General features: G+C 62.0%; 24 protein-coding genes and 1 pseudogene. 10 read left to right on the top strand and 15 right to left on the bottom strand.

Annotated elements, in window-relative coordinates; all coding sequences use genetic code 11:
- Positions 1-25: 25 nt before the first annotated feature.
- On the top strand, positions 26-1,909 hold the full coding sequence (locus LOY68_RS28325) for a TonB-dependent receptor domain-containing protein (RefSeq protein ID WP_265041156.1): 1,884 nt from the start codon (positions 26-28) through the stop codon (positions 1,907-1,909).
- A 53-nt stretch (positions 1,910-1,962) separates the two neighbouring features.
- On the opposite strand, the pseudogene LOY68_RS28330 reads toward LOY68_RS28325, so the two are convergent.
- The 12 genes and pseudogenes from LOY68_RS28330 to nrdR all read right to left on the bottom strand — a co-directional run.
- Positions 1,963-2,760: pseudogene (locus LOY68_RS28330) on the bottom strand (cobalamin-binding protein); the annotation flags it as partial.
- On the bottom strand, positions 2,760-3,179 hold the full coding sequence (locus LOY68_RS28335; RefSeq protein WP_054616778.1) for a hypothetical protein: 420 nt from the start codon (positions 3,177-3,179) through the stop codon (positions 2,760-2,762). The gene LOY68_RS28335 and the pseudogene LOY68_RS28330, both read right to left, overlap by 1 nt.
- Complete coding sequence (ribA, locus tag LOY68_RS28340; protein WP_054052350.1) at positions 3,176-3,793, bottom strand: GTP cyclohydrolase II; 618 nt, start codon at positions 3,791-3,793, stop codon at positions 3,176-3,178. The genes LOY68_RS28335 and ribA overlap by 4 nt, the downstream gene beginning before the upstream one ends.
- A 254-nt stretch (positions 3,794-4,047) precedes the next feature.
- Positions 4,048-4,779 carry a substrate-binding periplasmic protein gene (locus LOY68_RS28345; protein WP_265041158.1) on the bottom strand — a complete coding sequence of 244 codons (732 nt, stop codon included), beginning with the start codon at positions 4,777-4,779 and terminating at the stop codon, positions 4,048-4,050.
- Positions 4,780-4,801: 22 nt separating this feature from the next.
- On the bottom strand, positions 4,802-5,305 hold the full coding sequence (locus tag LOY68_RS28350) for a phosphatidylglycerophosphatase A (RefSeq protein WP_054052346.1): 504 nt from the start codon (positions 5,303-5,305) through the stop codon (positions 4,802-4,804).
- The gene (gene thiL / locus LOY68_RS28355) at positions 5,302-6,267 is read right to left on the bottom strand and encodes a thiamine-phosphate kinase (protein WP_265041160.1); all 966 of its coding nucleotides are present in this window, start codon (positions 6,265-6,267) and stop codon (positions 5,302-5,304) included. The genes LOY68_RS28350 and thiL overlap by 4 nt, the downstream gene beginning before the upstream one ends.
- A gap of 18 nt (positions 6,268-6,285) precedes the next feature.
- A complete protein-coding gene (gene nusB / locus LOY68_RS28360) occupies positions 6,286-6,786 on the bottom strand; it encodes a transcription antitermination factor NusB (protein WP_054052342.1) in 501 nt (166 codons plus the stop codon).
- Positions 6,783-7,259, bottom strand: coding sequence for a 6,7-dimethyl-8-ribityllumazine synthase (ribE, locus tag LOY68_RS28365; protein ID WP_003185938.1), 477 nt, complete (start codon positions 7,257-7,259; stop codon positions 6,783-6,785). Before ribE ends, nusB begins: the two co-directional genes overlap by 4 nt.
- Positions 7,260-7,350: 91 nt before the next feature.
- Positions 7,351-8,442: a bifunctional 3,4-dihydroxy-2-butanone-4-phosphate synthase/GTP cyclohydrolase II gene (gene ribBA / locus LOY68_RS28370; protein ID WP_054052341.1), complete on the bottom strand. Its 1,092-nt coding sequence runs from the start codon at positions 8,440-8,442 to the stop codon at positions 7,351-7,353.
- Between the two features lie 16 nt (positions 8,443-8,458).
- Positions 8,459-9,121, bottom strand: a complete 663-nt coding sequence (locus LOY68_RS28375; protein ID WP_054616781.1) for a riboflavin synthase — start codon at positions 9,119-9,121, stop codon at positions 8,459-8,461.
- Between the two features lie 46 nt (positions 9,122-9,167).
- Positions 9,168-10,301, bottom strand: a complete 1,134-nt coding sequence (ribD, locus tag LOY68_RS28380; protein ID WP_265041165.1) for a bifunctional diaminohydroxyphosphoribosylaminopyrimidine deaminase/5-amino-6-(5-phosphoribosylamino)uracil reductase RibD — start codon at positions 10,299-10,301, stop codon at positions 9,168-9,170.
- Positions 10,298-10,762 (bottom strand): transcriptional regulator NrdR, encoded by a 465-nt coding sequence (nrdR, locus tag LOY68_RS28385; protein ID WP_003228656.1) that lies wholly within the window; start codon positions 10,760-10,762, stop codon positions 10,298-10,300. Before nrdR ends, ribD begins: the two co-directional genes overlap by 4 nt.
- Before the next feature lie 127 nt (positions 10,763-10,889).
- Between nrdR and LOY68_RS28390 the strand changes: the two genes are divergently transcribed.
- The 3 genes from LOY68_RS28390 (at position 10,890) to trxA (ending at position 13,051) form a co-directional block, all read left to right on the top strand.
- A complete protein-coding gene (locus LOY68_RS28390) occupies positions 10,890-11,354 on the top strand; it encodes a hypothetical protein (RefSeq protein WP_265041170.1) in 465 nt (154 codons plus the stop codon).
- Positions 11,351-12,007 (top strand): class I SAM-dependent methyltransferase, encoded by a 657-nt coding sequence (locus LOY68_RS28395; RefSeq protein WP_265041171.1) that lies wholly within the window; start codon positions 11,351-11,353, stop codon positions 12,005-12,007. The genes LOY68_RS28390 and LOY68_RS28395 overlap by 4 nt, the downstream gene beginning before the upstream one ends.
- A 171-nt stretch (positions 12,008-12,178) precedes the next feature.
- Positions 12,179-13,051 carry a thioredoxin gene (trxA, locus tag LOY68_RS28400; RefSeq protein ID WP_265041172.1) on the top strand — a complete coding sequence of 291 codons (873 nt, stop codon included), beginning with the start codon at positions 12,179-12,181 and terminating at the stop codon, positions 13,049-13,051.
- Between the two features lie 120 nt (positions 13,052-13,171).
- On the opposite strand, the gene LOY68_RS28405 is transcribed toward trxA, so the two are convergent.
- The gene (locus tag LOY68_RS28405; RefSeq protein WP_133837501.1) at positions 13,172-13,522 is read right to left on the bottom strand and encodes a hypothetical protein; all 351 of its coding nucleotides are present in this window, start codon (positions 13,520-13,522) and stop codon (positions 13,172-13,174) included.
- A gap of 135 nt (positions 13,523-13,657) precedes the next feature.
- On the opposite strand from LOY68_RS28405, the gene LOY68_RS28410 reads away from it, so the two are divergent.
- The 5 genes from LOY68_RS28410 to LOY68_RS28430 all read left to right on the top strand — a co-directional run bounded on the left by LOY68_RS28410 (position 13,658) and on the right by LOY68_RS28430 (position 17,787).
- Complete coding sequence (locus LOY68_RS28410) at positions 13,658-14,230, top strand: DUF2796 domain-containing protein (protein ID WP_265041174.1); 573 nt, start codon at positions 13,658-13,660, stop codon at positions 14,228-14,230.
- A gap of 141 nt (positions 14,231-14,371) precedes the next feature.
- Positions 14,372-15,082, top strand: a complete 711-nt coding sequence (locus LOY68_RS28415; protein ID WP_265041176.1) for an ABC transporter ATP-binding protein — start codon at positions 14,372-14,374, stop codon at positions 15,080-15,082.
- Between the two features lies 1 nt (position 15,083).
- Entirely contained in the window at positions 15,084-16,349 is a 1,266-nt protein-coding gene (locus tag LOY68_RS28420; protein ID WP_265041177.1) for an ABC transporter permease, read from the top strand.
- A gap of 11 nt (positions 16,350-16,360) precedes the next feature.
- Complete coding sequence (locus LOY68_RS28425; protein ID WP_265041179.1) at positions 16,361-16,873, top strand: DUF3299 domain-containing protein; 513 nt, start codon at positions 16,361-16,363, stop codon at positions 16,871-16,873.
- Between the two features lie 215 nt (positions 16,874-17,088).
- The gene (locus LOY68_RS28430; RefSeq protein WP_163911435.1) at positions 17,089-17,787 is read left to right on the top strand and encodes an OmpW/AlkL family protein; all 699 of its coding nucleotides are present in this window, start codon (positions 17,089-17,091) and stop codon (positions 17,785-17,787) included.
- A 136-nt stretch (positions 17,788-17,923) separates the two neighbouring features.
- On the opposite strand, the gene LOY68_RS28435 is transcribed toward LOY68_RS28430, so the two are convergent.
- On the bottom strand, positions 17,924-18,853 hold the full coding sequence (locus tag LOY68_RS28435; RefSeq protein ID WP_054052297.1) for an NAD-dependent epimerase/dehydratase family protein: 930 nt from the start codon (positions 18,851-18,853) through the stop codon (positions 17,924-17,926).
- Entirely contained in the window at positions 18,846-19,730 is an 885-nt protein-coding gene (locus tag LOY68_RS28440; RefSeq protein WP_054052295.1) for a sugar nucleotide-binding protein, read from the bottom strand. Before LOY68_RS28440 ends, LOY68_RS28435 begins: the two co-directional genes overlap by 8 nt.
- 259 nt (positions 19,731-19,989) lie before the next feature.
- Between LOY68_RS28440 and LOY68_RS28445 the strand changes: the two genes are divergently transcribed.
- The gene (locus LOY68_RS28445) at positions 19,990-24,306 is read left to right on the top strand and encodes a DNA glycosylase AlkZ-like family protein (protein ID WP_265041181.1); all 4,317 of its coding nucleotides are present in this window, start codon (positions 19,990-19,992) and stop codon (positions 24,304-24,306) included.
- Positions 24,307-24,329 lie beyond the last annotated feature (23 nt).

Consider the following 24,329-nt stretch of genomic DNA (forward strand, 5'->3'; position numbering starts at 1 on the left):
GCGCCGAATTCGTCATGGATTGCCAATGAATCTCCCCCGCCTAGCTCTTACGCTGACCTTGCTGCCAGCCGGTCAACTCCTGGCCGACACCTTCGAGCGCGACCAGGCCCTCAAGCTCCCCGACGTGTTGATCAGCGCCAACCGCCAGGTCGAAGCGCGCAACGACAGCAGCGCCGCCAACACCGTGTTCACCCGCGAAGACATCGACCGTCTGCAACCGAGCAGCGTCACCGACCTGTTGCGTCGTGTGCCGGGCGTGCAAGTCGGGCAAACCGGTGGGCGCGGCAGCTTGCCGGGGATTTACATTCGCGGCACCAAATCGGCCCAGAGCCTGGTGCTAGTGGATGGTCAACGCATCGGCAGCACCACGTCGGGCGACAGCAACCTGCAACACCTGAACATCGAACAGATCGAGCGCGTGGAAGTGTTGCGCGGCTCGCGTTCGGTGATTTATGGCAGTGATGCGATTGGCGGGGTGATTCAGATTTTCACCCGTCGCGGCGGCGAACAAGGTCTGCAACCACGCCTGCATGTGGGGTTTGGCAGCAACCAGACGTGGGAACGCAGCCTCGGCTTGTCCGGTGGCAATGAGAAAACCCGCTTCAATCTCGGCGCCAGCCTTGATGAAACCGCCGGAATCGACCGCACTCATGAGTCATATCCCAGCGACAGCGATCACGATGAGTACCGCAATAAATCCGTGAGTTTGAGCCTGAGCCACGCCCTCACCGATGACATCGAGATCGGCGCGAACGTGCTGGATAACCACGGCAAAAGCGAGTTCGACAACCCGTTCGGTCGCTTCGACATGAACACCTTCGAATCGGTCCAGCAGCAGCCTTACAGTGAGTTCGATGTCAGCAGTGTCAGCAGTTACATCGACGCGCGTATCAACGACGTGTGGAAAACCCGCATCGAATTCGGCCACAGCGAAAACCGCGAGAAGACCCTCGATAAACTCAGCGATGAGCGCACGGTGTTCAACACCTACCGCGATTCGGTGAACTGGCAGAACGACCTGACCCTCAATGATCGCAACAGCCTGATCCTCGGCGGCGACTGGTACGAAGATCGGGTCAACAGCAGCACTGCGTTCGACGAAGACAGTCGCTGGAACCGCGCGGCTTTCATCCAGCATCGCTATCAGGCCGACAGTTTCTCCACGGAACTGGGCCTGCGTCGGGATCAGAACCAGCAGTTTGGCGGCCAGAACAGCTGGAGCGGCACCTTCACCCTGCCGTTGAATCCGGATAACGACGTGCTGCTGACCTACAGCGAAGGCTTCCGCGCGCCGACCTTCAACGACCTGTACTACCCGGACTTCAGCAACCCGGACCTCAAGCCTGAAACCTCGAAAAGCTATGAGCTGCAATGGCGCAGTCAGTTGACCGAAAGCAGTCGCTTGGAAGCGTCGCTGTACCGCACCGATCTGGAAGACGCGATCATCTTTGGTAGCAACAATCGCCCGCAGAACGTGGCTTCAGCACGGATCAATGGTTTCGAAGCTGCGCTGAAACAGGAACTGTTCGGCTGGCAGAGCAACCTCGGCGTGGCGATCATCGACCCGCGGGATCGCGACAGCGGTCATACCCTGGCCCGTCGGGCGCGGCGCACGTTGAGCCTGGATCTGGATCGGCAGTTTGATCGGCTGGGTCTGGGGGCGAGTTGGCAGGCGGTGAGCAGCAGTTATGACGACGAGAACAATCTGCAGCCGTTGGGTGGATATGCCTTGCTCGGGTTGCGCAGCAGTTGGGCGTTGAATCGGGAAGTGAAGCTTGAGTTGAAGGTGGATAACCTGCTGGACAAGGGCTACAGCCGGGCGTTGTACAGTTATGACGGTGGTCAGTATGGGTATCGCGAGGAAGGACGGGCGTGGATGTTTGGGGTGACTTGGACGCCGGGGCTCTGATCCTGAATTTGCGGTGTCTGGACTGGCCTCTTCGCGGGCAAGCCTCGGTCTGAACGGTCGGGCGCTATCACCTGGCAGAGCTTGGCCGTCGCCTCAATCATCTGCCCACTCGGCCGCTCCAACCCCTTGTCCGTCACCAACAACAATTGCTTGCGCGCCACCGCCGTCACCTGCGGCCAGGCTTTCCACGCGTCCAGCTGCGCCTGATCACTGGCCAGAATCACTTCGGGATTGCGCTGTAATACCGCCTCAATGCTGACCTGCGGCGCCGGCAATGTCAGGTCGGCAAACACGTTACGCGCCCCACACACTTCCAGCGCATCGCTGATGATCTGCCCGCCGCCGACGGTGTACAGCGGCCGATCCCAGACTTGATAGAACACTTGCAACGGCTTGTCCCGGCGATAGCGTTGGCGCAGGTCTTCCAGCTTCTGGCGCAGATCAGCCGCCAACCTGACACCCCGCTCCGGACGCCCCAGTTGCGTGGCAATCGCTTCAATCTGCGCGGTGAGCTGTTCGAGGTTGTGGGGTTCGGCGACGTAGGTGGGAATGTTCAGGCGCTTGAGTTGTTCACGCTGGGCCGGGCCGACGCTGCCGGGCCAGAGCAACAGCAGATCGGGTTTGAGACTGAGCAAGCGCTCCATGTCTAACTGACCATAACGCCCAACGGAAGGAAGATCCTTGAGTTCGGCAGGACGCTCACCGGCATCCAGCACACCGACCAACAAGTCGGCGGAGCCCAGCTCTACAACGATTTCAGACAGAGAAGGCGCGAGGCTGACCACGCGCTCAACCGCATAGACCGAGCCGCTGACGGCCAGCAGCAACACCGCCAGCCAATGACGAAGCATCAGCCGAGTTGACGCGGAATACGGTAGAGGTAGAACAGCACCGCCGTCGACAACGCCAGGAGCATCAGCGGCACGGCTTCGAGGCCGACGAATACCGCCAACGCACCGACCCAGGCCGGCAGGCTCGCGGCCAGGAATGCGATACGGCGCTTGGCGGCCAGGGCAATCCAGGCGGCGGGTTCTTCAGGGGTGTCGAGGGCTTTCTGGGTGGCGATCAACGCGTGTTTGTAGCCATTGAAAAACTTCAGGCTGACAAACATCGAGGCCACACCGGCAATGAACAGCGGCATCGCCAGCACCGGCAGGATCGCCTCGCTCTGGCCGAACACGCCGTTGATCACGAACAACGGCAGCAACGCCAGCGCCAGGTATTGCCACCAGCTGAAGGACAGTCGTCGCCGAACCTGGCCGCGGGTCACGCCCGGTCCGCCTCGCCCTGATGCTCGTTGCCCATCATGTGGTCGAGCTTGCTCGCCTTGGTGGCCAGGTAGAGTTTGTTGTGCGGGTTATGGCCGGTGTGCAGCGGCACGCGCTCGGCGACCACAATGCCCATGTCGGTCAAGGCTTTGACCTTGCGTGGGTTGTTGGTCATCAGCCGCAGGGATTTCACGCCCAGGTGCTGGAGCATCGGCAGGCACATGGCGTAGTCACGCTGGTCGGCAGCAAAGCCCAGACGCTCGTTGGCTTCAACGGTGTCGGCGCCGCCATCCTGCAATTCGTAGGCGCGGATCTTGTTCAGCAGGCCAATGCCACGGCCTTCCTGACGCAGGTAAAGCAACACGCCACGGCCTTCACGGGCGATGGCTTGCAACGCTGCTTCAAGTTGCGAGCCGCAGTCGCAGCGCTGGCTGAACAAGGCATCGCCGGTCAGGCATTCGGAGTGCAAACGGCCGAGTACCGGGGCGCCGTCGGCGAAGTCGCCCAGGCTGAGCACCACGTGCTCGCGTCCGTTCTCTTCATCGAGAAAGCCGTGCATGGTGAATTGCGCAAAAGGCGTTGGCAGCTTCGAAGCGGCGACAAAAACGACAGGCACCGGTGTGCTCCTGATCAATAAGTACTGGAGTTTCGCAGAGGCGGCATTGTAACAGCAGCTTTCTTCAGACGCTTAGGCTGAATTATGGGGCATAACGATCAAAAAGTTTGATCACTGCGTCAACAACACCATTCCCCTGTGGGAGCGAGCCTGCTCGCGAAAGTGTCAGCACATTCATCATCTGTGTGGCTGACCTACCGCTTTCGCGAGCAGGCTCGCTCCCACAGGGTTGTCATCAGCCCATAGCTCGGTGTTCAGTTCGCGTCAAACGGATAAGGCTGTTTCCACTTCGCAAAGATCGGTTTCAACTGGCCGCTTTTCACCAACTGCTCCATGCGCTGGTCAAACAACGCCATCAGCGCGCGGGCCTTGGGGTTGTCGGCGAAGCACAGGTACAGCGGCAACTCGGCGATGTGGGTGCGGCGGAACTGCGACGGATCCCTGGCCCGGGCGACCACGTAATCGATTTCGGTCAGGGCATCGATGTAATAGTCGGCACGGTTATGGGTCAGCATCGACAGGATGCCGGTTCGCCGCACCACTTCGTTGAAGCGCTGCACGTTCGGCAGGTAATCCTGGTACTTGTAGCCGCGCACCCAGGCCAGTCGATAGTTGCCAAGGGTGTCCGGGGTCGGCGACGGGTTGCTCGCCAGGCCGAGGGCATAGATGTGGTCGGTGTCGAAGTTCCAGTGCGGATAGAGCACGTCACTGTTTTCATTGTGATAAGCGCCGACGCAGGCATCCACTTCGCCACGCTGGGCCAGGCCGACGGCTCGGGTGTAGGGTTCGGTGCGGATGTCCAGCTTGACCCCGGCCGGCTCGAAGATCGCTCGCAACACGTCCCAACCCAGGCCATGCCCGTCAGCGGCGGTGTAGTCTTCCCAGTCTTCGCTGGCCAGATGAATCACGGACGGCGGCGCGGTTTCCCCCGCCTGGGCGAGCGAGCAAAACAACGCGAAAACCATCATCAACCAGCGTCGAGCCATCCCTAGTCCCCTGCTTCACCACTCAGGCGAAAAACCACACCAGGCCCTGCATCCCCAGCCACGCAAAGACCCCGGCCAGGACGTCGTCGAGCATGATCCCGACGCCGCCATGTACATGGCGGTCGATCCAGCGGATCGGCCACGGCTTGAGAATGTCGAAGAAACGGAACATCAGGAAACCCGCCAATAACCAGTACCAGCCTTCCGGCACCAGCCACAGGGTGATCCACATCCCGACCATCTCGTCCCAGACGATGCCTTCGTGGTCGTGCACTCGCAAATCGTCGGCGACTTTGCCGCACAGCCAGAAGCCGAACAGCATGGTGACGCCAAGCATCAGCCAGTAACCCCAGTCGGGCAGCATCTGCCACAACGGGATAAAGGGTAGCGCAACTAACGACCCCCAGGTGCCCGGTGCCTTTGGCAAGGTGCCCGAGCCGAAGCCGAACGCCATGAAATGCCAGGGATTGCGCCAAACCGAAGGCGGAACGAATTCCGCCGGGACCTGTTTGGGATGATCTGTCACGGTGTCTCCCGAAAATGTTGATAGCCCCGGGTTGGCGGGGTGATGTCGTGTCCATCGGCGTCCAGCAGCACAACGCCCTGCCCCGCCACGACCTGACCCACCACATGGATCGGCCAGCCGTCCGCCAGCAATCGAGGCAATTCGACGGGCGGCAAGGTAAAGGCCAGCACGTAATCGTCGCCACCGCTCAGGGCAGCGTCTTCAGCGCCTGTCTGGCCGAGGAACGCGACTAACGCAGCGGCCAATGGCAGCTTGCTCCGCTCGACCTGAATCCCGACTTTCGACGCGAGCGCAATGTGCCCGCAATCGGCGAGCAGACCATCGGAGATATCCAGCGCCGCCGTGGCTCTGCCGCGCAACGCCTGACCGAGGGCCAGTTGTGGTTGCGGCGACCAGTAATGACGCAGCAGCGGATCGGCGATGTCTGCATCAGCAGTCCGTTGACCCAGCACCAGCGGCAAGGCACCAGCCGCATTACCCAACTCACCGCCGACGCACAGCAAGTCACCCGGTTGCGCACCGCCGCGCGTCAACGCCTGACCGGTCGGCACTCGCCCAAACACAGTCATGGTCAAACTCAGCGGTCCACGGGTGGTGTCGCCGCCGATCAGCGCCACGCCACAACTCTGCGCCATCACATTCAAACCACGGGCATAGGCGTCCAGCCAATCGGCGGTCACCGTCGGCAAGGTCAGGGCAAGGGTAAAGGCAACGGGAGTGGCGCCCATGGCGGCCAGGTCACTGACTGCGACAGCCAGCGAGCGCTGACCGAGCAAAAACGGGTCGCAGGGATCTGCGAAATGCACACCGGCAACGAGCGTGTCGGTGGAAATCGCCAACTGTTCCCCGAGAGGAACAGCCAGCAAGGCGCAGTCATCACCGATCCCAAGGGCAACACCCTCGCCGCCCTGCGCACAAGGCGCGGCGGCGAAGAAATTGCGGATCAGTTCAAACTCGCCCATGGCAACTACAAGCGCTTGTTAGCGCTTGAACGCCTTCACTTCAGCTTCACGCAGGCGCGGGGCCAGCTTGTCGAGTACGCCGTTGACGAACTTGTGGCCGTCGGTGGAACCGAAGACTTTCGCCAGCTCGATACCTTCGTTGATCACAACGCGGTAAGGCACGTCGACACGCTTGATCAGCTCCCAGGTGGACAGGCGCAGAACGGCCAGTTCAACCGGGTCCAGCTCTTCGATCGTAATGTCCAGGCACGGAGCCAGGGCAGTATCGATCTCGGTGCGGTGCGCCGGAACGCCGTGCAGGATGTCGTGGAAGTAGGCGGCATCGACATCGCTGAAATCGTTATCGACCCGGAATTGCGCTTCGATCTCGTTCAGCGACTGCTTGGCCATGTGCCACTGGTACAGCGCCTGAGTCGCGAGCTGACGAGCTTCGCGACGCTTGACGCTTTTCGATGGCTTGCCGGCATCCGCAGGCTTTGGATCGCGCGGGTTGAACTGATCGCTGTCGTCGCTAATCACTTGGCCTCCAACTGCGCCAGCAGGCTGACCATTTCCAGAGCGGACAGGGCAGCTTCAGCACCTTTGTTACCGGCCTTGGTGCCGGAACGTTCGATGGCTTGCTCGATGGAATCAACGGTCAGCACGCCGAATGCGACTGGAACGCCGAACTCCATGGACACCTGGGCCAGGCCCTTTGTGCATTCGCCCGCCACGTATTCGAAGTGCGGAGTACCGCCACGAATGACCGCGCCCAGGGCGATGATTGCCGCGTATTCGCCCTTCTGAGCGACTTTCTGCGCAACCAGCGGGATTTCGAAGGCGCCAGGCGCACGGATGATGGTGATGTCGCTTTCGCTCACGCCATGGCGAACCAGGGCATCAACTGCACCGCTGACCAGGCTTTCAACGACGAAGCTGTTGAAACGGCCCACTACCAAAGCGTAGCGGCCTTTAGGGGCGATGAAGGTACCTTCGATGGTCTTCAGGGTCATTCGTTAGATCTCTTAAAGAGCCGGGACGCGTTTTCTACGCGTCCCTCAGTGATGTGTTAACCGCGAATCAAGGACTGGAAACAACCGGTCATTATTCGGAGGGCACGTATTCTACAACTTCCAGATCGAAACCGGATATCGCATTAAATTTCATTGGCGCACTCATCAGGCGCATTTTGCGTACGCCCAGGTCCCGAAGGATCTGCGAACCGGCACCGACAATGCTGTAGGTGGTCGGTTTTTTCGCCGGGATGTGCTCCGCGGTTTCGCGGATGTGCGCCAGCAATACGTCGCCATCGAGCGGGTGACCGAGCAGCAAAACCACACCGCTGCCGGCCTCGGCAACCGCGGCCATGGCGGCGCGCAGGCTCCAGCGGCCCGGTTGCTTGACCATCAACAGGTCGCGCAATGGGTCCATGTTGTGCACCCGGACCAGGGTCGGCTCTTCGGCGCACACGGTGCCCAGGGTCAGGGCCATGTGCACGTCGCCTTCCACGGAGTCACGATAGGTCACCAGGTTGAATTGGCCCAGTTCGCTGTCCAGCGGCTGCTCGGCAATCCGCTGAACGGTACGTTCGTGGATCATCCGGTAGTGAATCAGGTCGGCAATGGTGCCTATCTTGATGTTGTGTTCGGCGGCGAAGGTTTCCAGTTCAGCGCGACGGGACATGGTGCCGTCGTCGTTCATCACTTCGCAGATCACGCCGCTCGGCTCGAAACCGGCCATGCGCGCCAGGTCGCAGGCGGCTTCGGTGTGGCCGGCGCGAGCGAGGGTGCCGCCCGGCTGGGCCATCAGCGGGAAGATGTGGCCCGGGCTGACGATATCTTCAGCCTTGGCATCCTTGGCGGCGGCAGCCTGCACGGTACGCGCGCGGTCGGCGGCGGAGATGCCGGTGGTCACGCCGGTGGTGGCTTCGATCGACACGGTGAACTTGGTGCCGAAACCGGAACCGTTGCGCGGCGCCATCAATGGCAGCTTCAACAGTTCGCAGCGCTCGCGGCTCATCGGCATGCAGATCAGGCCACGGGCGTGCTTGGCCATGAAGTTGATGTGTTCAGGCTGGCAGCACTCGGCGGCCATGATAAGGTCGCCTTCGTTCTCGCGGTCTTCGTCATCCATGAGGATGACCATCTTGCCTTGGCGGATGTCTTCAACCAGTTCTTCGATGCTATTGAGCGCCACAAGGCACCCCCTTGAGTCAGGATTTGAGGTAGCCGTTGGCGGCCAGAAAGCTTTCAGTGATGTTCCCGGATGTCGGCTCTGCGGCCTTGTCGCCCAGCAACAGGCGCTCCAGATAACGTGCCAGCAAGTCCACTTCCAGATTCACCCGGCGACCTGGCTGGTACGACGCCATGATGGTTTCGCTCAGGGTGTGGGGAATGATCGTCAGCAAGAACTCGGCGCCATCGACTGCGTTCACGGTCAGGCTGGTGCCGTCGACGGTGATCGAGCCTTTATGGGCGATGTACTTGGCGAGGTCTTTCGGCGCGCGGATACGGAATTCCACCGCGCGAGCATTCTCGGTGCGGGCAACCACTTCGCCCACGCCATCGACGTGACCGCTGACCAGATGCCCGCCAAGGCGCGTGGTCGGGGTCAGGGCTTTTTCCAGGTTGACCGGGCTGCCGCTTTTCAGGTCATTCATGGCGGTGCAGTCGAGGGTTTCACGGCTGACGTCCGCCGCAAAGCCGTTGCCTGGCAATTCAACCGCCGTCAGGCACACGCCGTTGACCGCAATACTGTCGCCCAGTTTGACGTCGCTCAGGTCGAGCTTGCCGGTTTCTACGTAGACCCGCACATCTCCGCCTTTTGGGGTCAATGCACGAATACTGCCGATGGATTCGATGATGCCGGTAAACATGAAGTCCTCCTCGAGAACAAAGCCGTCGCGTGGCGCAGGCCGGGAATTATACGCTCGCTGCCGGCACAGGAATGGCGATGACTCGCCAGTCATCGCCAACCGCGCGAATTTCGGTGATTTTGAGCTCAGGCGCGTCTTTCATTTGCGCCAGCGGCCAGTCCAGCAATGGCCGGGCCGAGGAGCCAAGGAACTTGCCCGCGATGAAGATCTGGAATTCATCCACCAGGCCTAGCTGGGCAAAAGCCCCGGCGAGGCGCGGACCCGCTTCGACCAACACTTCGTTGGTCCCACGGTTGGCCAGTTCGACCAGCAATTTGCGCAGGTCCACCAGACCATCATCGCCGGCCACGATCAGGCATTCCGGGCCGTTGGCGTACTGTTCTTCAATCGCCATGCAGGTGGCGACCAGCACCGGGCCAGCCTTGAAGAACGGCGCATCCAGCGGCACGCGCAGGCGACCGTCGATCAGCACGCGCAGCGGCGGACGGCTCATGGCCAGGGCGGTTTGCTCCGCGTCCAGACCCAGTTCAGCGGCACGCACGGTCAAACGCGCGTCATCCGCCAGCACTGTGTCGGCGCCAGTCAGCACCACACTCGCCTGGGCGCGCAGGCGTTGTACCGCCGAACGTGCGGCCGGGCCGGTGATCCATTGGCTTTCGCCACTTTCCATCGCCGTGCGACCGTCAAGGCTCATGGCCAACTTGACCCGCACAAACGGCAAGCCGTGTTCCATGCGCTTCAGGAAACCTTCGTTGAGCTTGCGCGCTTCGCCTTCCAGCACGCCGCTTTCAATGGCGATGCCGGCCTGGGCCAGACGCTGCATGCCGCGACCAGCCACCGACGGGTTCGGGTCCTGCATCGCCGCGACCACACGGGCGAGGCCGGCATTCACCAGCGCATCGGCGCAGGGCGGCGTACGGCCGTGATGGCTGCACGGTTCAAGGGTCACGTAAGCGGTGGCACCCCGAGCCTTGTCGCCAGCGGCGCGCAAGGCGTGAACTTCGGCGTGGGGTTCGCCGGTGCGCACATGCCAGCCTTCGCCGACAATCTGCCCGTCCTTCACGATCACACAGCCAACCCGTGGGTTGGGATGCGTCGTGTAGTGACCTTTGCGCGCCAGTTCGAGGGCGCGGGCCATGTAATGGGCGTCGAGGATGGCGTGTTCGGGGGGGGGGGTCATTCTTTCACCGGCTCACGGGCCAGGCGATCGATCTCTTCGCGGAACTCGTTCAAGTCCTGGAAGCGCCGATACACGGAGGCAAAACGAATGTAGGCGACTTCGTCGAGCTTTTGCAGCTCGGCCATCACCAGTTCACCGACCACGAGGGATTTGACCTCACGCTCGCCGGTGGCGCGCAGTTTGTGTTTGATGTGCACCAGCGACGATTCGAGACGCTCGACACTCACCGGGCGCTTCTCCAGCGCCCGCTGCATGCCGGCGCGGAGTTTTTCTTCGTCGAACGGCTGACGGCTGCCGTCGGTTTTGATCAGGCGCGGCAACACCAGTTCGGCAGTCTCGAACGTCGTGAAACGCTCGCCGCAGGCCAGGCATTCACGCCGGCGGCGCACCTGTTCGCCCTCGGCGACCAGACGCGAGTCGATGACCTTGGTGTCGTTGGCACCGCAGAAGGGACAGTGCATGGTGGCAGGCAACAAAAAAAGGGAGGGCCATGGTAGCGCATCCCCGTGGCAAGACAAGCCATAGGGTTTGCGGTATACAGACGAGCTATATGTTTGATTCATGGATTTCACCTTGCTGGAGCCACACATGTCGCTACGACCGCTCGTCCTGCTCAGTGTTTTAAGCCTGCTGGTGGCCTGTGGCAGCGATGCGCCCAAGCCCCAGCCGCCGACACCCGGCCCCGCACCGCAACAGGCGCAGAAGAAAGCCAAGGAATCGGCTGATCTCGGCCCGCTGCCGGCCTATCAGCGTGAATTGAGCGGCACCCTGCAAGGTGTGCCCGCCGGTGCCGAAGTCGAATTGGCGCTGCTGGTGATCGACGATAAATCCCGTCCGCAGCAATTGCTCGCCAGTTCCAGCCTGATCGGCACGAACCAGGCGTTGCCGTTTCGCCTGCGCTTCAACCCGGAATCCTTCCCGGTCGGCGCCCGCGTTGAATTGCGCGGTCGCGCCAGTCAGTCCGGCCAGTTGATTCTGCACCTGCCGTCGCAAACCATTACCCAGCCGACGACCCAGGCTTTGGGTCAACTGCAATTCGTCAAAGCCCCATGATTGCACCGCTCGACCTGCAACAGGCGTTGGGTGAACTGCTGGGTGATGCGCAGCTCGTCGCTTGTGCATTACCGGACACCGACCTGAAACTCTGGCTGATCGACGGCGACAACATGGATCGCGCCTTCAGCCAGGACGAAATCCAACGGATTCTGCATGAACCGCCGTACTGGAGTTTTTGCTGGGCCAGTGGCCTGGCGGTGGCGCGCTATCTCGCTGAGTTTCCAGAGTGGGTCAAAGGCAAGCGCGTACTGGATTTCGGCGCCGGTTCCGGGGTGGCGGGGATTGCCGCGCTGAAGGCCGGCGCACTGGAAGTGGTGGCCTGTGACCTGGACCCGCTGGCGATTGCGGCGTGTCGGGCGAATGCTCGGCTTAATGACGTAGAACTCAATTATTCGACGGATTTCTTTGCCGAGGCGGATCGCTTTGATCTGATCCTCGTCGCCGATGTGCTGTACGACCGGGCGAATCTGCCGCTGCTCGATGAGTTCTTGAGTCGCGGCCAGGAAGCCTTGGTGGCGGATTCTCGGGTGAGGGATTTTCGTCATCCGTTGTACCGGCGCATCGAAATGCTGGAGGCGATGACCTTGCCTGATCTGGCCGAGCCTGAAGAGTTTCGGTATGTGAGCCTTTACCATGCGCGCCGCTCTTAAAAGCTTCGCGGGCAAGCCTCGCTCCTACAGGGTTTGTGGTGATTTCGAATTCGACGCGGACCTGTAGGAGCGAGGCTTGCCCGCGAAGGCTGCCTGTCAGACTGCCCACACTTCCGGCCGCACCCCGCCAAGCCTTATAGTGGCCTCATTCACGCTTCCAAGAGATCCCCCATGAGTCAGGAAACGCCGTACATCTTCGACGCCACGACTGCTGATTTCGACCAGTCGGTGATCGAGAACTCTTTTCACAAACCGGTGCTGGTGGATTTCTGGGCCGAATGGTGCGCGCCGTGCAAGGCACTGATGCCAATGCTGCAAACCATCGCCGAGAGCTATCAGGGCGAGTTGCTGCTGGCCAAGGTCAATTGCGACGTCGAGCCGGACATCGTCTCGCGCTTCGGCATTCGCAGCCTGCCGACCGTGGTGCTGTTCAAGGACGGTCAACCGGTGGACGGTTTTGCCGGTGCACAACCGGAATCCGCGGTCCGCGCCATGCTTGAACCGCATGTGCAGATGCCGCCACCGGCCGCTTCCGATCCGTTCGAACAGGCTCAGGCACTCTTCGACGAAGGCCGTTTTGCCGACGCCGAAGCCATTCTCAAAGTGCTGCTGGGCGAAGACAACACCAACGCCAAGGCGCTGATCCTGTATGCCCGCTGCCTTACCGAACGTGGCGAACTGGGCGAAGCGCAAACCGTGCTCGACGCGGTCAAGACCGATGAGCACAAGGCTGCGCTGGCTGGCGCCAAGGCACAGATCCAGTTCCTCGGCCAGGCCAAGGATTTGCCGGATGCGGCGGATTTGAAAGCACGCCTGGCGAAAGACCCGCAGGACGATGAAGCGGTGTATCAACTGGCGATCCAGCAACTGGCCCGTCAACAATACGAACCGGCGCTGGATTCGTTGCTGAAGCTGTTCATCCGCAACCGCAGCTACAGCGAAGGCTTGCCGCACAAGACTTTGCTGCAGGTGTTCGAACTGCTGGGTAACGATCACCCGCTGGTGACCACGTACCGTCGCAAGTTGTTTGCAGCGTTGTATTAATCGGATTCGGGCCCTGTGAACCCGATCCCGTAGGAGCTGCGGCACGCTGCGATCTTTTGATCTTGTTTTTGCGGTGCTGGAACAACCGAAAGATCAAAAGATCGCAGCCTTCGGCAGCTCCTACGCTGGCTCGCGCCAGCTGTACAGCGGCGTATCTCCACCGCTCACCACCTTCACATCCGCACAATGGCGCAAGCGCACCAACAACCGCTTGCCCGACGCAGCGCTGCCCGTCAGCCCTTCCAGCTGTTCCAGCAAATCCGGACCGCTCAATTGCCCAGCCTTGCGCAGCAGGTCCTTGGCGATCTGCCACAGCGCGTCATCCTGATTCAGCGGTTTCGCCGCCGGGGCGCTGACTTCCTCGGTTTTGCTGACCTGCAACTGCGCGCCGAGCCGTGCCCAGTCGCCGTCGTCCATCTCCAGGGTCAAATCCACCGGCCAGTCGCCGATGCTTCCGCGTATTCGCAACATGAGTCTGCTCCTGCACATTTCTGACCTGCATGCTCCCATGGGTCTTGTGCAACGCCAAGCGGGCGGTCAAACTCTCCGCACTTTCGTTATAAGATTACATAACAAACCTTTCACTTTACTTTCCGGAGACCCGCCATGCGTCGTCTGCTTCTCGCTCTGCCGTTTGCCCTGTTGCCGCTGGCCGTCGCCCATGCCGCTGATGAACACGGTAGCCTCGGCGCCCATGAACATGGCGTCGGTCGCCTGAACGCGGCGCTGGACGGCCAGACCCTGGAACTGGAACTGGAAAGCCCGGCGATGAACCTGGTGGGCTTCGAGCACGCCGCCACCAGCGATGCCGACAAAGCCAAAGTCGCCGCCGCCAAGGCGAAGCTGGAAAACCCGCTGGCGCTGTTCAACCTGCCGAAAGCCGCCGGTTGCAAGGTCGCGACCCAGGAACTGGAAAGCCCGCTGTTCGGTGACAAGCCGGACGCCGACGATGATCACGACGAAGCGGACAAGGACGGTCACGAGCATCACCACGACCACAGCGAAATCCACGCCCACTACCAATTCAGCTGCTCGGCACCCGGCGCGCTGAAAACCCTGGACCTGGCGACGATCTTCAACACCTTCCCGGCGACCCAGAAGATTCAGGTACAACTGATCAGCCCGAGCGGCCAGCAAGGCGTTGAAGTGACGGCCAAGGCTGCTGCCCTGAAATTCTGATCCACCCCAAAACCCTTGTAGGAGCTGACGAGTGAAACGAGGCTGCGATCTTTTGATCCTGATCTGTAAAGTCAAAAGATCGCAGCCTCGTTTCACTCGTCAGCTCCTACACAGGTCATCAACACCCATGAAATCGGCGCCATGACCCAAGCACTCATCGAACTGTCCGACCTGGGCTTCAGTTGGCCCGGTCACCCGCCGCTGCTGGATATCCCGGCGTTTCGCCTGGAGCCCGGTGAAACCCTGTTCCTCAAAGGCCCCAGCGGCAGTGGCAAGACCACCCTGCTCGGCTTGCTCGGCGGAGTGCAGAAGCCGAATCGCGGCAGCATCCGTTTGCTCGGCCAGGAACTGACCGACCTCGGCGCCGGTGCGCGGGATCGTTTTCGTGTCGATCACACCGGCTACATCTTCCAGCAGTTCAACTTGCTGCCGTTTCTCTCAGTACGCGAGAACGTCGAGTTACCCTGCCACTTCTCCAAGTTGCGCGCCGAACGCGCGAAACAGCGCCACGGTAGCGTCGATCAGGCCGCCGCCACCCTCCTCGCGCATTTGGGTTTGAAGGATGAAAGCATCCTCGGCCGCCGTGCCGATTCGTTGTCCATCGGCCAGCAACAACGGGTCGCCGCCGCTCGGGCGTTGATCGGCCAACCGGAACTGGTGATCGCCGACGAACCGACTTCGGCGCTGGACTACGACGCTCGCGAGAATTTCATTCGCCTGCTGTTCGCCGAGTGCCGGGAGGCGGGTTCGAGCCTGCTGTTCGTCAGCCATGACCAGAGCCTCGCGCCGCTGTTCGACCGCAACCTGTCGCTGGCCGAGCTCAATCGCGCCGCCACCCCGTTCGAGGTCTGAGATGTATTTGTTTCGTCTAGCCCTGGCCAGCCTGGCTAACCGCCGCTTCACCGCGATCCTCACCGCGTTCGCCATCGCCCTGTCGGTCTGCCTGCTGCTGGCCGTTGAGCGCGTGCGCACCGAAGCCAAGGCCAGTTTCGCCAGCACCATCAGCGGCACCGACCTGATCGTCGGCGCCCGTTCCGGTTCGGTGAACCTGTTGCTGTACTCGGTGTTTCGCATCGGCAACGCCACCAACAACATCCGCTGGGACAGCTTCGAACACTTTGCCAACAACCCGAAAGTGAAGTGGGCGATTCCGATGTCCCTTGGCGATTCCCATCGCGGCTACCGCGTGATGGGCACCACCGAGGCCTACTTCGAGCACTACCAGTACGGCCATCAGCAACACCTCGAACTGGCCGACGGCCGTGCCTTCGCCACCGACCCGTTCGAAGTGGTGCTCGGCGCCGAAGTCGCAGATGCGCTGCACTACAAACTCGGCGACAAACTGGTGTTGTCCCACGGCGTGGCGGTGATCAGCCTGGTCAAGCACGACGACAAACCGTTCACCGTGGTCGGCATTCTGAAACGCACCGGCACTCCGGTGGACCGCACGTTGCACATCAGCCTCGGCGGCATGGAAGCGATCCATATCGACTGGCACAACGGCGTGCCCGCCCAGGGCAAAGGCCGGATCAGCGCCGATCAGGCACGCAACATGGACCTGACGCCGCAAGCGATCACCGCGTTCATGCTCGGTCTCAACAGCAAGATTTCGACCTTCGCGGTACAGCGTGAAATCAACGAATTCCGTGGCGAACCGATGCTGGCGATCCTGCCGGGTGTGGCGTTGCAGGAGCTGTGGAGTTTGATGAGCACGGCGGAAAAAGCCCTGTTCGTGGTCTCGCTGTTTGTGGTGCTGACCGGGTTGATCGGCATGCTCACGGCGATCCTCACCAGCCTCAATGAACGTCGCCGCGAGATGGCGATCCTGCGTTCGGTGGGCGCGCGGCCGTGGCATATCGCGACGTTGCTGGTGCTGGAAGCCTTTGCCCTGGCGCTGTCCGGGGTGATTGCCGGCGTGGCGTTGTTGTATGTGTGCATCGCCGCCGCCCAAGGTTATGTGCAGGCCAATTACGGTTTGTACTTGCCGCTGGCGTGGCCGAGCGAATATGAATGGACGCTGCTCGGTGGCATCCTGATCGCCGCGCTGCTGATGGGCAGCGTGCCGGCCTGGCGCGCGTATCGCCAATCATTGGCCGATGGCCTGTCGATCCGTTTATGAGGACGTTGAAGATGCCCCGCGCTCTGCTCGCGCTGTTGATGCTGGTCGCCCTGCCCCTGTGGGCGGCCGAGCCGAAGGATTTGACCTGGTCGGAAATGATCCCGCCGGACGCCCCGGCGGAAGTGCCGAACATGACACCGCTGCATGATCTGTCGCAGATGAGCAGCACCCTGGAGTCGGCGCCCGCCGCCAAGCAAGACCTGCCGAATGCGCCGGTGGTGAAGAGCCTCGATGGCCAGAACATCCGCTTGCCGGGTTACATCGTGCCGCTGGAAGTGAGCGAGGAAGGTCGCACGACGGAGTTTTTGCTGGTGCCGTATTTCGGCGCCTGCATCCACGTGCCACCACCGCCGTCGAACCAGATTGTGCATGTGAAAAGCGAAGTCGGCGTGAAGCTAGATGAGTTGTATCAACCGTACTGGATCGAGGGGGCGTTGCAGGTCAAGGCGTCCAGCAGCGAGTTGGCGGATGCGGGTTATCAGATGGAGGCGGACAAGATTTATGTGTATGAACTGCCGGAGTGAATCCGGCGTTCGGTGTTGTTTGATCGATTCGCGAGCAGGCTCGCTCCCACAAGGGATCACCTAACCCTGTGGGAGCGAGCCTGCTCGCGAAGAGGCCAGTAAAGGCTCCACAAAAAACAGGCCCATCACTGTTTCATTGAGCTGCATCAAAAGACCGTATCAGATGGCTCTTTACCATTGGACATCGAACATTTTTAACGTCCTTTGGAGCCCCCATGAACAAGTCCTTGCTCAGCGCCTCGCTGTTTGCCCTCGCGCTCGCAGCCCCGCTCGCCCACGCCCACGAGGCCGGCGACATCATCGTTCGCGCCGGTGCGATCACCGTCAACCCGAAAGCCGACAGCTCCAGCGTCAAGGTTGACCAGGGTCCGTTGGCGGGTGCCGATCTGGGTGGCAAGGCCACCATGAGCAGCGACACGCAACTGGGTTTGAACTTCGCCTACATGATCGACAGCCACTGGGGGATCGAGCTGCTGGCGGCCTCGCCGTTCGAGCATGACGTAAAAATCAAAGGCACCGCCCTGGGCGCGGCCAACGGCAAACTCGGCACCCTCAAACACCTGCCGCCGACCCTCAGCGTCGTGTACTACCCGCTCGACGCCAAGTCGGCATTCCAGCCGTATGTCGGCGCCGGCATCAACTACACCTGGATTTACGACGAACACGTCGGCAGCGAAGCCCAAGCGAACGGCTTCAGCAACTTCAAGGCTAAAAACTCTTGGGGCATGGCGTTCCAGGTCGGTGCTGACTACATGATCACCGACAACATCATGCTCAACGCCCAGATGCGCTACATCGACATCGACACCCGCGCGACCGTGGAAAACGACGCCGTGGCGCCGGGCACTCGGGCCAAGGTCAATGTGGATGTTGATCCATTCATCTACATGGTCGGGCTTGGTTACAAGTTCTAAGGCCCCTTCGCGAGCAAGCCCGCTCCCACAGTTGATCGCATTCCCCTGTGGGAGCGGGCTTGATCGCGAAGACATCAGCCCAGACAACAAAAATCCAGCATAAAAAAAGGCGCCTCAACAGGCGCCTTTTTTTCGATCAGCGGCCGAGCAACCGCGCCAACCCCACACGCATCGGCGTCTGCTCCGGATAGGTAAACCGCTCCAGCAACCGACGATTGTTCGCCCGCGAGTGACGGATGTCTCCGGAACGCGCCGGGCCGTAACTCACTGGCGGCAACTCACCGACCACTTGCTGCAACGCTTCGAGCATTTGCTTGAGCGTGGTCGCCTGATTCCAGCCGACATTCACCGCGCCGACTTCGATCTGCGGCTTCTCGATGGCCTGCACCAGCAAATCCACCAGGTCCTCGACGTAGACAAAATCCCGGGTCTGCTCGCCATCGCCGAACACGGTGATCGGCAGGCCTTTCTGCGCGCGTTCGCTGAAAATGCTGATCACCCCGGAGTACGGCGAGGACGGGTCCTGGCGCGGGCCGAAGATGTTGAAGAAGCGGAACACCACCGGTTCCAGGCCATGCTGGCGGCGGTAGAAATCGAAGTAGTACTCGCCGGCCAGTTTGTCCGAAGCGTATGGCGTCAGTGGCGCCTTGGCGGTTTCTTCGTCAATCGACTCGCCTTCGCCATTGTTGCCGTACACCGCCGCACTGGAGGCGAACAGCACCCGCTTCACGCCGGCCTGGCGCATCGCCTCGCAGACATTCAGGGTGCCGATGAAGTTGCTCTGGTGGGTTTTCACCGGATCGTCCACCGATGCTTGCACCGAGGCCACCGCCGCCAGGTGCGCCACGGCGCTGCAACCGAGCATGGAGCGGGCGACCAATGCCGCATCGGCGACGTCGCCGACGATCAGCTCTACCTTGGGGTTGTCCAGCGGCAGGTTGCTGCGTTTGCCGGTGGAGAGGTCATCGAGAATCCGCACCGAGTGGCCCTTGGCGAGCAAGGCATCCGTGAGGTGGGAACCGATGAAACCGGCGCCGCCGGTGATGAAAACTGGGCCGTCAGCCATGGCGATAGAACCTATCCAGTAAGCCCGGGAGCGCCGCGCGCCAGGCGCGGGGCTTGATCCCGAAGGTGTGCAGAATTTTCTTGCAGGCCAGCACCGCGTGTTGCGGCTCTTCGGCAGCGTCGGGCCGGGCGGCGTGAGCCTGGGCGGTCGGCGCGTCGATGGCCAGTTCATGCAGGTTGCGTGCTTCGGTGATGATCGCCTGCCCCAACGCCAGCGGCGTGGTCGCCTCATGTCCGGCGTAATGATAGGTGCCCCACAGCGGCGCCGCACAATCGAGTTGCTTGAGCACCGAGATGATCACCCGGGCCGCATCGTCGACCGGTGTCGGATTACCCCGGCGGTCGTCGGCCATCAGCAGTTCTTCGGGTGTTTCAGCCCGCGCGAGGAAGCGCCCGAGGGTGCCGTCAGGGCTGTCGTCGAGCAACCAGCCGAAACGCAGCAATACGTGTTGCGGGCAGGTGGCGCGGACGCTTTGTTCGATCCGCCACAAGGCCTGACCACGCAGGCCCAAGGGCACCGGTTCGTCTTTTTCGCTGTAGGCCGTGGCCCGCGAGCCGTCGAATACCCGATAGCTCGACGGTTGCAGCAACACGATGTTGTGGTGCTGGCACAGTTCGGCCAGACGCTCGACCGCGCGTTCCTGCCCGGCCAGACGCTGTTCGCTGACCGCCTCCGCCTGGAACCAGTCAAAGTAGTAGGCGAGGTTGATCAGCGCGTCCGGACGGGTGTCGTCGAGCAGTTGCGTCAAGCTTGCGGCGTCCCAGCCGTCTTGTGGTGGGCGGGGGGCGAGGAAGCCGATGTCTTCCTCCGCACCGAGGCGAATCAGCGCCTGCCCAAGGGCATTTCCGCCGCCCAGTAACATAAGGCGCATTCGCATAGAGTCAGCAGGCCCAGTCTGATTGGAACAATGGTTTTATCGACACCGCCCGCAGGCAATGTCGTCGATAGATGCCGGAATCGTTGCATTTTGCGGGTTTAGTGCGCAACCGTCATCCGTAAAGTGTAGATCCCCGATTTTCGCAGTGCCTGCACCGTTCCCTGTAGGAGCGAGGCTTGCCCGCGAAGAGGCCCTCAGCATCGAGACACATCCCAAGCGGTACTTGCATCTTCCCCACCCCGCCCGCATAAATTAACCCATGAATCTGCCCATCCCCGCAGACAGCGCCCTGGCCGGCTTCCATCCCGCCGTCAGCGCCTGGTTCAGCAAGACCTTCCCGACGGTCACCGCCGCCCAGGCCCGGGCGTGGCCGTTGATTCGTCAGCATCGCTCGACGCTGATCGCCGCGCCCACTGGCTCCGGCAAAACCCTGACGGCGTTCCTCGCCGTACTCGATGCGCTGGTGCACCAAGGCCTGGAAAATAACGGCGTGTTGCCCGACGAAACCTTGGTGGTCTACGTCTCGCCGCTCAAAGCGCTGTCCAATGACATCCAGATCAACCTGCAAAACCCGCTGGCCGGGATCACCGAGCAACTGCGCCTGATGGGCCTGCCCGAATTGCAGATCAACACGGCCGTGCGCACCGGCGACACCCCGCAAAAAGACCGCTCGGCGATGCGCAGGACCGCGCCGCATATTCTGGTGACCACCCCGGAATCCCTTTACGTGCTGCTCGGCTCCGACTCCGGGCGAAAAATGCTCGGTACCACGCGCACGGTGATCGTCGATGAAATCCACGCCATCGCCGCCAGCAAACGCGGCAGTCACTTGGCCCTGAGCCTGGAGCGCTTGCAGGCGCTGTGCCCGCACCCGCTGATGCGCATCGGCCTGTCCGCCACGCAGAAACCCATCGAAGCCGTTTCGCGGTTCTTGGTCGGGCGTGATCGTGAGTGCGAAATCATCGACATCGGCCACGCCCGCCCACGGGATCTGGGCATCGAAGTGCCGCCGGTGCCGCTCTCGGCAGTCATGGCCAATGACGTCTGGGAACTGGTCTACGACCGCCTCGCCGCCCTCGCCCGGGAACATCGCACCACGCTGATTTTCGTCAACACCCGGCGTCTCGCCGAACGCCTGAGCCGGCACCTGAGCGAGCGCCTCGGTAAAGAAGCGGTGGCCGCGCACCACGGCAGCCTGGCCAAGGAATTTCGCCTCGACGCTGAACAACGGCTCAAGCGCGGCGACCTGCAAGTGCTGATCGCCACCGCGTCGCTGGAATTGGGCATCGATATCGGCGATGTCGATCTGGTCTGCCAGATCGCGTCGCCGCGCTCGATTGCCGGATTTCTGCAACGGGTTGGCCGTTCCGGACATCAGGTCGGCGGCACGCCAAAAGGCCGCTTGTTCGCCACCACCCGCGACGATCTGATCGAATGCGCCGCGTTGCTCGATTGCGTGCGCCGGGGCGAACTCGACACCTTGCTGATCCCGGTCGCGCCGCTGGACGTGCTTGCCCAGCAAATCATCGCCGAGGTCAGTTGCCAGGAATGGCACGAAGACGCGCTGCTGGCGCTGTTCCGCCAGGCCTCGCCCTACGCCAGTCTCGACGAAAAACACTATCAGGCGCTGCTGCAAATGCTCGCCGAAGGCTACAACGGAAGTCAGGGAGTCCGCAGCGCTTACCTGCATCGCGACGCCGTGAGTCGCACCTTGCGCGGGCGTCGCGGCGCCAAGCTGACGGCGGTGACCAGCGGCGGCACCATCCCGGACAACGCCGACTACAGCGTGCTGCTGGAACCCCAAGGGCTGAACATCGGCAGCGTCAACGAAGACTTCGCCGTAGAAAGCATCGCCGGGGATATCTTCCAGCTCGGCAACACGTCATACCGCATCCTGCGGGTCGACACCGGCAAGGTTCGGGTCGAAGACGCCCACGGCCAGCCGCCGACCATTCCGTTCTGGCTCGGCGAAGCGCCAGGACGCAGCGCAGAACTGTCGTTTGCCGTGGCGCGCCTGCAAGCGCAACTCGATGAACTGCTCGGCGCCACACCCGGCAACTTGCAACCCGCCATCGACTGGCTGACCGACACTCTGGGCCTCAACCTCGCCAGCGCCGATCAACTGGTGGATTACCTGGCCCGCGCACGCCTGACCTTGGGCGCCCTGCCGTCCCAGGACACGTTGCTGATGGAGCGGTTTTTCGACGAGTCCGGCGGCACCCAACTGATCATCCACACGCCGTTCGGCAGCCGCATCAACCGTGCCTGGGGCCTGGCCCTACGCAAGCGTTTCTGCCGTACCTTCAACTTCGAATTGCAGGCCGCCGCCAGCGAAGATGCGATCGTGCTGTCGCTGTCCACCAGCCACAGCTTTGAACTCGATGACGTCTGGCGCTACCTGCACAGCAACAGCGCCGAGCACATCCTGATTCAAGCCGTCCTTGAGGCGCCGCTGTTTGGCGTGCGCTGGCGCTGGAATGCCGGGGTCGCCCTGGCGTTGCCGCGCTACACCGGCGGGCGCAAAGTCGCGCCGCAGATCCAGCGGATGAAAAGCGAAGACCTGATCGCCAGCGTCTTCCCCGACCAGATTGCCTGCGTGGAAAACCTCGCCGGCGAGCGGGAGGTGCCCGAGCATCCGTTGGTGGAACAAACCCTCGACGATTGCCTGCACGAAGCCATGGACACCGAAGGCTGGCTCGCGCTGTTGCGACGCATGGAAAGCGGCGACGTGCGCCTGATCAGCCGCGACCTGCCGGCGCCTTCGCCGCTGGCGGCAGAAATCCTCAGCGCCCGGCCCTACACTTTTCTCGACGATGCACCGCTGGAAGAACGCCGCACGCAAGCGGTGCTCAACCGGCGCTGGAGCGATCCACAATCCACCGACGACCTTGGCGCGCTGGATGCCGAGGCGATTCAAGCGGTGCGCGATGAAGCCTGGCCGGCGCCCACTGGCGTCGATGAAATGCACGAGGCGTTGATGAGCCTGACGTGTATTTCCGATGCCGAAGCTCAAGCCAACCTGCATTGGCTCGAATGGTTGAACACCCTGGCCGAGTCGGGGCGCGCCAGCCGTTTGCAGATCGATCACGGGCAATCGCTGTGGTTGGCGCTGGAGCGCTTGACCTGCCTGCGAGCGATTTATCCACAGGCGGTTTTAACCCCACCACTGCAAGCGTTGCCCGGTTTCGATGAAACCTGGGACACCGATGAAGCGGTGCTGGAAGTGATTCGTGCGCGGCTTAGCGGGTTCGGTCCGCTACCACTGAAAGCGATCGCCGAACCGCTCGGATTACCGCCGACTCAAGTCACTCAAGCCCTGGCGCAACTGGAGCGCGAAGGTTATGTGCTGCGCGGGCAATTCACGCCGGGCGTTGATGAAGATGAATGGTGCGAACGGCATTTGCTGGCGCGGATTCATCGCTACACGGTCAAGCGCCTGCGCCGGGAAATCGAGCCGGTGGCGTTGCAGGATTTCATGCGATTTCTGTTCGACTGGCAGCATCTGTCCCCCGCCACCCAAGGCCAGGGCAGCGCGGTGTTGCCAGCGATTGTCAGTCAATTTGAAGGCTACCCGGCCGCTGCATCGGCGTGGGACAGCGACCTCCTGCCGGCGCGGCTCAAGGACTATTCGCCGAGCTGGCTGGATGACCTGTGCCGCAGCGGCAAACTGGTGTGGACGCGCCTGACCGCGCGCAATAAAAGCACGGGCACGGCGCTGCGCAGCACGCCGATTCTGCTGTTGCCGCGCAGTCAGGTCGGGTTGTGGAGCGGTTTGACCGAGCAAACGCCAGTCAGTGAACTCTCACCGAAGACGCAAAAAGTTTTCGAGGCACTGAGCCAGCACGGCGCATTGTTTTTCGATGAGTTGATCCATGAGGCGCACCTGCTGCGCGCGGAACTGGAAATCGCCTTGCAGGAACTGGTGGGCGCCGGGTTGGTAAACGCCGACAGCTTCGCCGGGTTGCGCGCACTGATCACGCCTGCGAGCAAACGCCAGCAGCGCAGCAGTCGGCGGGGGCGCGGGGCGTTTGTCGGCGGCATGGACGACGCCGGGCGCTGGGCCCTGTTACGACGCGGACCGCCAGCGCCGGTTGTGGATAACAAACGCCCGGCGCCGACGCCGAGCGACACCCTGGAACACATCGCCATGACTTTGCTGCGCCGCTACGGCGTGGTGTTCTGGCGCTTGCTGGAACGCGAGGCGGATTGGTTGCCGAGTTGGCGCGAATTGCTGCGCACGTTTCATCGGTTGGAAGCACGGGGCGAGATTCGCGGTGGGCGGTTTGTCAGTGGCTTGGCCGGAGAACAGTTTGCGTTGCCCGAGGCTATTTCGTTGCTGCGGGAGGTGCGGCGCCGGCCGCATGACGGGAGTCTGGTGGCGGTATGTGGAGTGGATCCGCTGAACCTGGCCGGGACGTTGTTGCCGGGTGCGAAAGTGCCGGCGTTGGCGAGTAATCGGTTGGTGTATCGGGATGGCTTGCCGGCGGCCGCCGAGATTGCGGGGAAGCAGGTTTTTTGGGTGGAGCTGGATCAGTCCGAGAGTGCTGAACTACACAGCAAACTGATCCGGCATTGAGGTAGGTTGGGCCGGCCCCTTCG

This window comes from Pseudomonas sp. B21-053 (genome assembly GCF_026016365.1).
GTDB lineage: Bacteria > Pseudomonadota > Gammaproteobacteria > Pseudomonadales > Pseudomonadaceae > Aquipseudomonas > Aquipseudomonas nunensis.

Excerpts from the sequence above, each read along its gene's own strand:
- LOY68_RS28325 (WP_265041156.1), top strand. The coding sequence starts at position 26 with ATGAATCTCCCCCGCCTAGCTCTTACGCTGACCTTGCTGCCAGCCGGT.
- LOY68_RS28345 (WP_265041158.1), bottom strand. The coding sequence starts at position 4,779 with ATGGCTCGACGCTGGTTGATGATGGTTTTCGCGTTGTTTTGCTCGCTC.
- thiL (WP_265041160.1), bottom strand. The coding sequence starts at position 6,267 with ATGGGCGAGTTTGAACTGATCCGCAATTTCTTCGCCGCCGCGCCTTGT.
- ribE (WP_003185938.1), bottom strand. The coding sequence starts at position 7,259 with ATGACCCTGAAGACCATCGAAGGTACCTTCATCGCCCCTAAAGGCCGC.
- LOY68_RS28375 (WP_054616781.1), bottom strand. The coding sequence starts at position 9,121 with ATGTTTACCGGCATCATCGAATCCATCGGCAGTATTCGTGCATTGACC.
- ribD (WP_265041165.1), bottom strand. The coding sequence starts at position 10,301 with ATGACCCCCCCCCCCGAACACGCCATCCTCGACGCCCATTACATGGCC.
- nrdR (WP_003228656.1), bottom strand. The coding sequence starts at position 10,762 with ATGCACTGTCCCTTCTGCGGTGCCAACGACACCAAGGTCATCGACTCG.
- LOY68_RS28390 (WP_265041170.1), top strand. The coding sequence starts at position 10,890 with ATGTCGCTACGACCGCTCGTCCTGCTCAGTGTTTTAAGCCTGCTGGTG.
- LOY68_RS28395 (WP_265041171.1), top strand. The coding sequence starts at position 11,351 with ATGATTGCACCGCTCGACCTGCAACAGGCGTTGGGTGAACTGCTGGGT.
- trxA (WP_265041172.1), top strand. The coding sequence starts at position 12,179 with ATGAGTCAGGAAACGCCGTACATCTTCGACGCCACGACTGCTGATTTC.
- LOY68_RS28405 (WP_133837501.1), bottom strand. The coding sequence starts at position 13,522 with ATGTTGCGAATACGCGGAAGCATCGGCGACTGGCCGGTGGATTTGACC.
- LOY68_RS28410 (WP_265041174.1), top strand. The coding sequence starts at position 13,658 with ATGCGTCGTCTGCTTCTCGCTCTGCCGTTTGCCCTGTTGCCGCTGGCC.
- LOY68_RS28415 (WP_265041176.1), top strand. The coding sequence starts at position 14,372 with ATGACCCAAGCACTCATCGAACTGTCCGACCTGGGCTTCAGTTGGCCC.
- LOY68_RS28420 (WP_265041177.1), top strand. The coding sequence starts at position 15,084 with ATGTATTTGTTTCGTCTAGCCCTGGCCAGCCTGGCTAACCGCCGCTTC.
- LOY68_RS28425 (WP_265041179.1), top strand. The coding sequence starts at position 16,361 with ATGCCCCGCGCTCTGCTCGCGCTGTTGATGCTGGTCGCCCTGCCCCTG.
- LOY68_RS28430 (WP_163911435.1), top strand. The coding sequence starts at position 17,089 with ATGAACAAGTCCTTGCTCAGCGCCTCGCTGTTTGCCCTCGCGCTCGCA.
- LOY68_RS28435 (WP_054052297.1), bottom strand. The coding sequence starts at position 18,853 with ATGGCTGACGGCCCAGTTTTCATCACCGGCGGCGCCGGTTTCATCGGT.
- LOY68_RS28440 (WP_054052295.1), bottom strand. The coding sequence starts at position 19,730 with ATGCGAATGCGCCTTATGTTACTGGGCGGCGGAAATGCCCTTGGGCAG.
- LOY68_RS28445 (WP_265041181.1), top strand. The coding sequence starts at position 19,990 with ATGAATCTGCCCATCCCCGCAGACAGCGCCCTGGCCGGCTTCCATCCC.